Consider the following 8,333-nt stretch of genomic DNA (forward strand, 5'->3'; position numbering starts at 1 on the left):
AATGAAGCCAACAAGATCCCGCCAACGGGATTTTTCTTAGCCGGGGATCGGGGAGGTAAACAAAAATGGTTTTTTTAGAAACATCGTCATATCTTCCGCTGATCTGGATTACTCCATATTCACAGTCTGTGATCTCATTGATGTCCAAAAGCCCTGACAACGAGTTTGCACTTCAACGTGATTGTATTGTGGAAGCCGCAAGTTATCTCGCTTTTGAGGACAATTGGCGCTACAATCCCGCCGTCCGAATAAGACGCCTTTTGGAAAGATTTTCCGATAGCGATTTGAAAAGACTTGGTTATCCAAGTACCGCCATTCAACTCTTATTGGGCGGAAACATATGGCCCCAAGCTCAATATTTGAATTTCGTTCGCCATACGGCATTTTTCTTTGTCGATCTTTTGGACAATCTCCAATGGCAAGAACCTCGTGAAGCACTTTCCTCTCTCGCTGTCTTAATTGAAGATCGCATCCAAACATTTCGATTGCTTTTCAAAGGGCACATTGAAGCATCGGAGTTAAGGCTTCCCGCAGACAACATTCTTTCTTACTGGGGACGATGGTACATCGAAAATGATATCCCTGCTTTTTCTATCCGCATCATTGATGATCCTCGACCCTACAACATGAACGCGGATAAACTCAGGGATATTTACCATTACGATTGCGCGGTCAATCATTCTCCCCAGCCGACGAAAATGATCGTGGCAAACACCGGTTTCACTCGAAATGTGAGAACTAGTTTTACAGTACTATCCGTTCCAATCATATGCGCAGAAGGTGCAAACGCAAAGTTTTTTTTATGAAAAAACCAAGGAAAACAAAAAAAGAGACAGGGCCAATCTATGATCTTTACCGGTCGTTTTTTCCAAGTTCTCCTCATCTTGTCTCCGAAAACAGCAAGGATCTGGTTGCCGGCTGGCTGGCCGCCCGCGGATTCAACGTAGTACGGTCCGGGGACTCCGATGCCGACCGAATCATCGAGAACAAGAGAGTCGAAATAAAGATCAGCACCCTTTGGGCCAACGGTTGTTACAAGTTCCAGCAACTGCGTGATCAGCGCTACGATTTGGCGATCTGTTTGGGCATATCCCCTTTCGATGCCCATTGCTGGATCATACCCAAGGAAGACATTCTGCGTTTATGGAAAGTCGAACACAGAATTTCGACCCAGCATGGGGGCCAGGGTGGTGCCTATACGGCGTGGATTGACGTTCATCCGGACAATCCGCCGGCATGGCTACAATGCTATGGCGGTTCTCCTTCAGACGCCATTTTTGCGCTCTCCAAAATTACCGGGTTCAAGGTCAAGAATCTCAGGGAAGAACTTGAAGAATACGAGGCTTGACCAGAAGGTATCCTTGCCTATTCCGACAGAAGCTGGTTGGCGATGGCGAATGTGCGCAGGACGGGCGCCTTGGGGTTGGGATAGCGCAGGAATTCGACGTGCCCGTCCATGTAGAGCACGTTGGCGCCGCCCGGCACGTGGTTGAAATCCTGGGCTTTCGCGGATACGGTGTCGAATAGGACAAAGACGCCGCTCTGTGCCATTGCGGCGGCTGCGGGATTGTTGATGTCAGTCACACAGAAGCGTTCGACGCCTTCGCGGAGACGATGGACGGTGCGTCCGCCGCCGTTGCCGCATCCTTCCAGGCGCGGATCCGTCGTGTCGTTGTCGAGCGACGGCAACGGGTACAGGCGGAAATCGGTGTCGGCGGCCTGCCAATTCGCAATCATGTCCGGCGATGTCAGGATAATCAGCCAATGCTGGACAAATTGCTTTTGGACGCCTTCGTCGGGCAGCGCAATCTCCGGGCGAAACATGTGGATGAGCGCCTCGTACTCGGAAGGCGGCGTCAGATATTCCGGCCGGTCGTCGCAACGGTCATACATAAAACCGAAATACACGTATGAATCGTCGGCCCGCCACCAGCGATTGTGAAGACCCTGCGGCCACCGGTTGATGAGAATCGGCTGGCCGAGACATTCCGGGCAGAATTGCGCATCGTCGCCGTTCGCGGCATCGTAGTACATCTTGCGTTCCGTGTGCGTTGCGCTCGACGGGCACACATAGATGCGCGGGTCCGTGACGTAATCCGGGTAGACGCCGGAAACATAGGGGGTAAGATAACAGCCCAGTTGCCCGGAACGCGTTTGCTGAATCGGCGGAAACAGGCCGCCGCGCGCCTCGTTGGCGTACATCTTGAAAACCACGCCCCACTGCTTGAGATTGTTCGCGCAACTTGATCGGCGCGCCGCTTCCCGCGCGCGCGCCAAGGCCGGCAGCAGGATGGCCGCCAGTATGCCGATGATCGCGATCACCACCAGCAATTCAATGAGGGTGAAGCCGCATCGCCGCATCGCACCCGTCTCCCGTTTCTCCGTGAAAGAGTGCCACAATCCCCGTCGGGACGCAAGAACGGATCAAGACCTTTCGGATCAGTTCGCAAATACACGGCCGATGGCCGCCGAGAGATCCGACGGCGTCGTCACAAGGGGTTCGACGCGCCGTTGCAGCATGTTTTCAAGCGCGTCAATGGCGGACGCGTCGCGTGGATTGGCCATGGCCACAAAAACGCAGTCGTCGGTCGTCCGTAGCGGAATACAAGCATGCCGACGGCAAAATTCACAACCCAGACGACGCGCATTGCTTTCGTCCACCACCCGGGTGTCGTCAAGGCGGATCAGATACAGCCTGCACTGACAGGCCACAGCCTGGGCCACATCGAGTTCGCCGGCATGGCCGCATTCAACCAGAATGGCGCCCATCATACGTCCGCGCGACGATGCCTGCGAGGCGATGGCCGCCTTCAATTGTTCGTCCGTAATGATCCCCGCCGCGTGTAAAATTTCGCCGATTTTCCGGACGGATCCCCCGGTCAGCAGGGCTTCCAAAATGATGCGTTCGCGCCGGCGGTTGGCCTCCTCCCGGGCTTCCCCGTCTTCGAGCGACGCCCGCAGGCGATTGTTCTCGGCACGCAGCAGAGTAATCTGATCCGCTAAAAAAGACGCCATGGACGCCGCCTCTTCGCGTTGCCGTTCGGCCTCACCCAGCAAGCGCTTGAAACGGCTCGCGCCTTCCTCGGACTCCGCCAGCGCCTGGCGCAGTCGATTGATCTCGCGGTGGGCCTCGCCCAGCGATTCGGCTTGACGGCGTTTTTCGGAACGCGCGGATGCCAGGCGCTCAATCAAGTCCTCGTTTGTCGAAAGCAGCCAGCCTTCCTGACCGCGCAGCAGCGCAATCTCCATCTTGAGATCCACCACCGCCCTTTCCAACTCGGCCAACTCCGGCGCCGGTTCCGATTCTGGCCATTCCGGCGCGGCAGCCGATTCAAGGGAAAAAACCTCCTCCCGCGCACCGGCGTGATCCCCTGTTTCCCGCGTCCACCAAATCAGTTCGCCGGAATGGGAAAAACCGCCGAGCGGCTTTTCGCCCGTAGTCAGCACGCCGCCTTTCTTTTTCAACGAATTCACCGCCGCTTCCAGTCGCGATACGGCATCCCCTCTTATGGCTTCCATAATTTCTTCCGCTTCTTGTCGTCGAGTATTCGATTGCCTCACGTACCTACACAAACCCCACTTCTTAGCATTATTCTAAGAAAATCCGGCGCAAAAGTCAAATCAAACACGGTACGACAAGATATTGCGGGAGCATCGTATCAGGACGTTATCGGGTTCCCGTGATTGTGCCGCGGTATGCCTCGATTCGCTGAAGCCATGTCGTGGTCAGCGTCAGCGTGCGGGAACTCCGCGGGGATTTCGCGGGCTTTTTGTTGAAAAGGGCCTGCTCGTCGGCCGTCAACGGGCGGTAAGAAATGGCATGCGACTTCGCGGCATCGCCGCGGACGGCGCGGGCCTTTTTCCCGGCCGGATCCGTCCCATACACGTACAGTTCGACGGGGCCATACTCGCCGGTCCCGACATTCACTTCCTGAAAGTAGAGATCCGTGCCCGAGCGGTAATCGGCCATGGCGTCCATCCAATCGAAGGCCCGGCCGTCCTCGAAATCGAAGGCGCCAAACACGCGGCCTTCCGAGAACCCGTCGTTGTAACCGTCGTCCCAGCCGCCGTCGCCCAACTCGACATGGGTATCGCTTCCAAGGAACGTCAGGTATCCCGAATAAAACGCGGCGTCGTATCCTTCACTGAATCCAATGGTGAACGCGAAGTCGTAGCAGACGAAATAACCATCGTTGTAGGCGTACCAGATGCCGTCGTAATAGCCGCGATCGTAGTCGGGCGACTGCGGATTGGGAATATCGCCGCCCTGATAATAGAGGGGCGTGTTCGATCGGGTATCGTAACTGTCGTCGAAGCCTTTCCAGTACCATTCGTCGTTGGCGAATCCCGCAAGAAAGCCCCGCTGGTAGTCTTCGGAGTGCGACGACGCCACCACGGTAAGCATGGCCGGCTGGGAAACGGCCTTTCCGTGGGCGTTCGACACTTCGCAAATGTATTGGCCCGCGTACAGGCCGTTGACCGGCGGTGTGGTGTAGGTAGCCAAATTGGCCGCCCAGAGTTCCGCACCGTCTTTTTTCCACTGGTACGACAAGGGCCATGCGCCGATCGCCACACAGGTGAACGAAGCCACATTGCCCGCCTCGACGGTCTGCGACTGGGGTTGGATCAAGATAACCGGCACATCGGGACAGCCCGCCGATAGAAGGGCCGCCACCCCCGCCAACAACAGATTAAACAGACTGAATCCGCGGCTGTTTATTCGCTGAATCCAATACGTTCCACTTGCAATAGGTTCGTTTTTTCCATTCATGTTTCTCACGGCCACGACCTCCCTGTTGCGCCTGCGACATCGCGCATGGACGCGGAATATTCTTTTGGCAAGGCACGCGGGTCAGACTCCCCTGCGCACGGTTTCATCAGCGTCTTCTTGATCCCTCGGGACCGCCAAAGCCGGCCCCTCGGCCGCCGCCGCCCATGCCGACTCTGCCGGTCTCTTGGCGCGGCGCAATGTGTTGGACGGGTTCAGGCGCGGAAGGCTGCGGCGGTCCCAACCGTTGTACTTCAACACTTCGCCCACGAGAACCCGATCCGCCGCCCGAATCCTGTAAACGGGGCAATGGATTCGCCAGCGAAGGAGGCGGCATGGCCTGCCGGGCCGTTTCCGTGGGGCGGGATTCAGGGCGCATGACGGGTTCGGCCAATGCCGGACGGCGAGCCGGCGAATCCTGCGTGCGGGGAACCGGCATGGACACTGCCGAAGGCCGGGTCCGTTCCATCTGCGTTCGAGGCAACGCGGGGGACGGCATCGTTGGCGCCTGGGGCATTGCCTCGCTGGGGCGCGGAGACGTGCGGGTGGGCGCGGGCTCCGGTCCGCGCATGGGAACAGGCGCCGGAACCGATTCGCGTGAACGTGAACGAAACATATTCCGTTCCGGCGCGGGAACGGGATTGACTTGGATGCTGGAAGATCCGCCACGGACGACGTTCCGTTCGGGATTTGGCGTTGTCTCTCGCCGTATTGGCGTGCGATCCGGCACGGTTTGGACCGGGCCTGTCTGTTCGCCCAACCGGTTGCCGCGTACCGTCTCCCGCTCCGGCCGGGGCGCGTCGTCACGCCGGGTCGGCGTGCGATCCGGCACGGTTTGGACCGGGCCTGTCTGTTCACCCAACCGGTTGCCGCGGCCGGCGCCGCGTTCCGGGCTATCGGCCGGGCTCTTTTGGGGCACGCGGACAGCAGAATCCGTATCGCGCGAACGCTGCCCTTCGGGACGTGAACCGGGGATAATGTCACCTCGTTCCGGAGTCTTTCCGGCATCCCGGATGCCGCCGGGTTCAGGACGGGTGGCCTCTCCGCCCCCACGGGCATCCCGGATGCCACCGGGCCGGTCCCCGCGATCCGGACGCGCCGTTTCCTCTGTGCGGTGCAACGGCAGTCTTGAAGCGCCTTCTGTTGTCAACGGCGCGCGCATAATCGCCGCCGAACGGCGTGGATCGTGTCCGCTCTCGCGGATTTCGGGCGCGACGCTGACGTTGCGTAGCGGCGCGGCGCCTTCAGGCCGCACGGAGGCGGCCCGTTCCCGGGGCGGGCCGCCGCGGTGCGCCGCGAATTCCTGCCGGCCCAAAGAACTCTCCAGCGTGGCAATGCGCGCATGGGCAGGATCCCGCGACGGCAACGCGTCGTAACCGCGGATCACCCGTCGCGGCGCATAATCCCTGACCTCGAGGCGGGCATCGCGCGCAAAGTCGTGATGATGGCCGTGACTCGAACCGATGTTGATGTTCCAGACCGTAACCTGCGTAACGGGCACGGAGCGCACGATGACGGGCGTGACCGGCCGCACATAGCAGGAACCCATCAGCAGGTCGTCCGCCAGACAGTACGAACTTGCATACAGGCCGAAATGCGCCCGGCCCACCGCAAAGGTTCCACCCACAACCGTACAGGGACGGTCGAAGGGATCCAGCGGCGTCCATACGAAATGCGGTCCATAATGCACGGCGGACACCCATGCCGGGCCCCATGTGCCCCGATAGGTCCAAACCCATCCATAACGCGTGGTGTATCGCCAACGACCGTAATGTGTCGTGACATACGAAAAGGGGTAACTTTCCACCCAGCAATATCCGGCCCCGCTGACGTAACTCCAACGGCCGTAGCGATACGGCACGTAATCAACCACGACGGTCGGCCGCCAGTAATACACCGATTCCACCTCGACCCATTCGCCGTAGGGCGACAAATCCCTGACCCCTATCGGGGTCCGATCTATCGGGGCCTTCTTGGGAATGCGTTCCTCGCCTTCCGCCAGCAATCGCGCCCGTTCGCGGTTCCATGTGTCAAAATCGTCCTCGACATTCGGATTGAAAGCGGTCGGTTCCGACGGAAGGTATCCGGGATCCACGTAGGATCGCTGTCCTGCGTTGAGGACCACGTCGCCGCCGGCCTGGCAACGCACGGTGGCGCTGCCCCAGCGCACGCTGACGGTCGTTCCGCCTTCCGCAACGATGTCTATCCGCACCATGCTGTCCTGATTCACATCCACCATGGATACCGGCGTGTCGAATTCGATGCTGCCGGTACTGCGCGCCGTTCGCTGCACATAGAACGAGCCATGCCAGCCCCGAAGCCGCCCGGAAGGCGGAAGCATTTCGATATCCACCTTGCTCGCGTCGGCCATCCGAAGAAACGAACCGCCGGACATTTCGAGTTCCAAAGTGCCGTTCTTGTCCACCCACAACGTGTCGTTGGGCAGCACAATCGTGTTGATGGTCGCGTAACTCCAATCGGCGTCATCCCGCCCTTTGATCATTCCGTCGCCCGCGTCGTAACTGACGCGCGCATGCAGAAAATCCTCCCCGGCGGCCGTCAGACAGGCCAAACCGCACAGTACCGCCATTGCCGCGCCCCATTTTTTCCTGTTCATGATCTTGATCTCCTGGCAATCCTTCACGCGCCTGAACCAGCGCCGATCCGGTTTCTTTTCCGTCACAACCGTATAGACGGGGATGCGGCGCGGTTATTCACGGGATTCACCGGCGGCATTCGTAGTCTTTGCGGGGGGAACAATGGTGGGGTCAAGCGCCGCAGCCACATAGGAAACGGGATCCGGGCCAAAGGCCGCGAATTCCGCCGCGTTGGTGAATCCGTCGCCGTCCGCGTCGCCATACTTGCTGAAATATTGGGGAAAACGCGCATAGTTGTTCAGATCAATTTGCGGATTGGCAGCCGTATCGCCCAGCAGAAACATAAGCGCCTGAATGAAACCGGCCGACCCGGTGCACGATACATAACCGGGAATCGAGTAGTCCGAAGAGCCGTCGCCGATGAGCATCATACCCACCATCAACTGCGGAAGCCCGTCTCCCAACAAAACAATGAGCGGCCAATACATGCCCACATCGGCCGCCAATTGCGCATAGTTCTTATTCCACCCTTCAATAATCGTAGATCGCTTGAGTCCGTTGGGCAACTTGAAAAACGGCGTATTGAAAACTTTCTCGACCAACGCCAATTCATGAACGCAATCCAACAGGCCGTTTCCATTGAGTTCGAACAGGACTTCCGGCTCCTCTTGAACCCATGACGAACCGTTCAAGTCGGCGGCTTCCGGCAGCAGCCGCGCCGCCAACGCGGCAAATTCAGGCTCTACCATACCCCATGCCTCATTATCGTGTACTTTTTGGAAAAAGAGGCAGAAGGTTTCACCTTCTTTTAAGGGATTTTCGCCTTCTCCCTCACCTTCGCCTTCTCCCTCACCTTCGCCTTCGCCTTCGCCCTCGCCCTCACCTTCGCCTTCGCCCTCACCTTCTCCCTCACCTTCTCCCTCACCTTCGCCTTCGCCTTCGCCCTCGCCCTCACCTTCGCCTTCGCC

General features: G+C 58.7%; 7 protein-coding genes. 2 read left to right on the plus strand and 5 right to left on the minus strand.

Translation table 11 applies throughout. The features are described from left to right. Nucleotides 1-65: 65 nt before the first annotated feature. Entirely contained in the window at nucleotides 66-806 is a 741-nt protein-coding gene (locus tag P5540_11060; GenBank protein ID HRT65352.1) for a hypothetical protein, read from the plus strand. Beyond that, nucleotides 803-1,348: a hypothetical protein gene (locus P5540_11065; protein ID HRT65353.1), complete on the plus strand. Its 546-nt coding sequence runs from the start codon at nucleotides 803-805 to the stop codon at nucleotides 1,346-1,348. Before P5540_11060 ends, P5540_11065 begins: the two co-directional genes overlap by 4 nt. A 17-nt stretch (nucleotides 1,349-1,365) precedes the next feature. Here P5540_11065 and P5540_11070 read toward each other — a convergent pair whose 3' ends face one another. From P5540_11070 to P5540_11090, 5 genes are all read right to left on the minus strand, one after another. Continuing rightward, on the minus strand, nucleotides 1,366-2,361 hold the full coding sequence (locus tag P5540_11070) for a DUF1559 domain-containing protein (protein ID HRT65354.1): 996 nt from the start codon (nucleotides 2,359-2,361) through the stop codon (nucleotides 1,366-1,368). 78 nt (nucleotides 2,362-2,439) lie between these two features. Continuing rightward, nucleotides 2,440-3,519: a hypothetical protein gene (locus P5540_11075; protein HRT65355.1), complete on the minus strand. Its 1,080-nt coding sequence runs from the start codon at nucleotides 3,517-3,519 to the stop codon at nucleotides 2,440-2,442. Nucleotides 3,520-3,667: 148 nt separating this feature from the next. Further along, complete coding sequence (locus P5540_11080; protein HRT65356.1) at nucleotides 3,668-4,771, minus strand: immunoglobulin domain-containing protein; 1,104 nt, start codon at nucleotides 4,769-4,771, stop codon at nucleotides 3,668-3,670. A gap of 106 nt (nucleotides 4,772-4,877) precedes the next feature. Continuing rightward, entirely contained in the window at nucleotides 4,878-7,385 is a 2,508-nt protein-coding gene (locus P5540_11085) for a hypothetical protein (GenBank protein ID HRT65357.1), read from the minus strand. Between the two features lie 93 nt (nucleotides 7,386-7,478). Next, nucleotides 7,479-8,333 (minus strand): hypothetical protein (locus tag P5540_11090; GenBank protein ID HRT65358.1); only part of this gene is annotated, 855 nt, incomplete at its 5' end.

It is taken from the genome of Candidatus Hydrogenedentota bacterium, assembly GCA_035450225.1.
GTDB lineage: Bacteria > Hydrogenedentota > Hydrogenedentia > Hydrogenedentales > SLHB01 > DSVR01.

What these genes read in the sequence shown, in the direction of transcription:
- P5540_11060 (HRT65352.1), top strand. Translation starts at nt 66, where the DNA reads ATGGTTTTTTTAGAAACATCGTCATATCTTCCGCTGATCTGGATTACT.
- P5540_11065 (HRT65353.1), top strand. Translation starts at nt 803, where the DNA reads ATGAAAAAACCAAGGAAAACAAAAAAAGAGACAGGGCCAATCTATGAT.
- P5540_11070 (HRT65354.1), bottom strand. Translation starts at nt 2,361, where the DNA reads ATGCGGCGATGCGGCTTCACCCTCATTGAATTGCTGGTGGTGATCGCG.
- P5540_11075 (HRT65355.1), bottom strand. Translation starts at nt 3,519, where the DNA reads ATGGAAGCCATAAGAGGGGATGCCGTATCGCGACTGGAAGCGGCGGTG.
- P5540_11080 (HRT65356.1), bottom strand. Translation starts at nt 4,771, where the DNA reads ATGAATGGAAAAAACGAACCTATTGCAAGTGGAACGTATTGGATTCAG.
- P5540_11085 (HRT65357.1), bottom strand. Translation starts at nt 7,385, where the DNA reads ATGAACAGGAAAAAATGGGGCGCGGCAATGGCGGTACTGTGCGGTTTG.